This window comes from Streptomyces sp. NPDC002306 (genome assembly GCF_053593435.1).
Window position 1 is genome coordinate 1 of record NZ_JBSFCK010000127.1, and the last position, 2,184, is coordinate 2,184.

Sequence of the window (2,184 nt, forward strand, 5' to 3'; positions counted from 1 at the left end):
TTCACTCTCTCTCTCACACACCCCCCCCCGCGCCCGCCGGGGGTCGCCCGCGGGGTCCCGGTGGGTGCCCCCCCGTCTAACCCCCCCGCCCCCCCCTCCTCTGTATCCGGCTCCGGCTTCGTCAGCCGGGGCGCATCAGGTGCTCACCTCGGTGACGGTGTCCGCGATCAGGACGGGCAGGCGGTTGATCGCCCGTTCCAGGAGCCGCTCGATCGGGACCGCGTAAGGGCTCGTCAACGCTGATGAGCTTGCCCCAGGCTGCGGGCTCGTAGCGGGCGAGGATGGACAGCGTATACAGCACGGCCCACCAGGCCATCAGCGGGGTGCAGCTCCCGCTTCATCCGGGGAAGAAGTACCGCTCCCCTGCGTAACCGCGGGTCATGGTGCGCAGATGAGCGAGCCCTTCAGCGCGATCGCCAGTCCGTCGAATCCCGTGCCCATTCCCTGCGGCATGAGCCAGTTCATCACCAGTTCGCTCCCGCCGTGGTCGTAGCGGGTGTAGTCCGGAAGCGCCGCCAGCCCCTGACCGGCATCGACATCCTCATCCCCTTCCACCCCACCACCGAGAACGCCCTGACCACCGCGGCAACTCACGGTCGGCCCTGGGCCCATGCCGGGCTTGCGGCCTCCTGGTGGCGCCGTCGGACTCATGGCCGGCCTTCCGTAAGCGTGGGTCGAGACCTGCGTCGTCCATGTTCAGCGACCGCGCTTGAACAGCACGGAGAGCAGGCTCGGGTACTCCTGGGATGTCCAGGCGGCAGGTGTCGCAGTGGCGGCCGTCTTCGGGCGGCGCGAAACTCTGCTCGACTCTGGACGGCTGGGTGCGGGGCCGCCCGCACCGCTCGCAGGGTTTCGTCTCGGGCCGTTCAGGCTCACGCGCCGCGGGCAGCTGCACTGCTATTGCCTCCTGGTCCCGTGCTGCTGCTTCCTGCTGCCGCTCGCGCTCTCGTCGTTCGTCGTGCCGGCGGCGCCGTCCTTCCTTGCGTACGCGCCAGGCCTCGTGGTCGTTGGGGTTGGCGAGGGCGTTGTCGAGTGTTTCCCACTGGCCGTGGCCGCACCGCCACCACACGGCCGCGCGCGGGCCGTGGGTCTGGAGGCGGTCGAGGGTGGTGAACAGGACCGGGATGGCGTCGGCTTAGCTTGACTCTGTCGGGGATCTTGGAGCTTCCCGGTGCGGCAGCATGGTCGACGGGCATGCTCGGGTAGTTCCGCCGTCCGATGAAGCTGTCGAGGTGCCCGTTGTCCCTGCGCAGCCGTTCCGGTGAGTACGTTCCGTCCCCCCTCTGACCGCGCAGATCGCGCGGGCGAGCAACCCGGGTGGCACAACGGCGATATGGGTGCGTGACCGGCTGGACGGGCTGTGGCGCAGCCCTCGCCGCACACGTCCGGCTCGCCGACCCCGGCAAGCCCAGCACTGCGGGCTTGGACGGTGTCCAGGCCCGCACCACACAGATGCTTTTCTCACCAGGGCTGCAAGAAGTCCTGTCGAGTCAACCGCAGCGCGGTGCCCGCCCCACCCGGGGCCGCACCCACGCGGCAGCCTCTGGCCCGGGAACTCCCGGACCGGCGGCCTCTGCTCGACGAAACTCGACCGACCGGTACCGGCCCACCCCGAATGAGACCCGACCCGCAACCAAGCGGCACAAGGCCCACGTCGGAACAGCCGACCCAGTACGGAACACGCCGCCACCCGGCGGCCCACCCGAACTGGAACCGGACGGACAACATCCCATTACGGGATGACTCTTAGGGCCCGCAGAGGAACAACATGCGGGCGGCCACCCCACCGAACTGCGGCATCAAGTCTCAAAACCGGCAAGTTAATTCTCTGCGGGCCCTTAGGGCCCGCAGAGGAACAACATGCGGGCGGCCACCCCACCGAACTGCGGCGTCAAGTCTCAAAACCGGCAAGTTAATTCTCTGCGGGCCCTTAGGCTCGATCTGCAAGGTTGATCGATCCGGGAAAGCGGAACAGGCAGGCTTCCAAGATCATGTAGTTCTCGACACCTCATCTCCGTGACCTGCCTGGAAGGGCGCGCCAGCCAAAGCGTCATGGCTAAGTAGCTGTTGTCGTTCCGATCTTGAGGGTCGCGCGTCGAACGGGAGTCTCGATCGGGTGATCGAAGCTGTCTGCGCGCATGAGTACAGGGCCTCTTGGTAGCTCGGGGTTGCGAAGCCGACCGA

1 protein-coding gene is annotated in these 2,184 nt (G+C 67.7%); it reads right to left on the bottom strand.

The features are described 5' to 3' along the window. Positions 1-378: 378 nt before the first annotated feature. Positions 379-555, bottom strand: a complete 177-nt coding sequence (locus ACWCQK_RS42340; RefSeq protein WP_451164582.1) for a hypothetical protein — start codon at positions 553-555, stop codon at positions 379-381. Between the last annotated feature and the right edge of the window lie 1,629 nt (positions 556-2,184).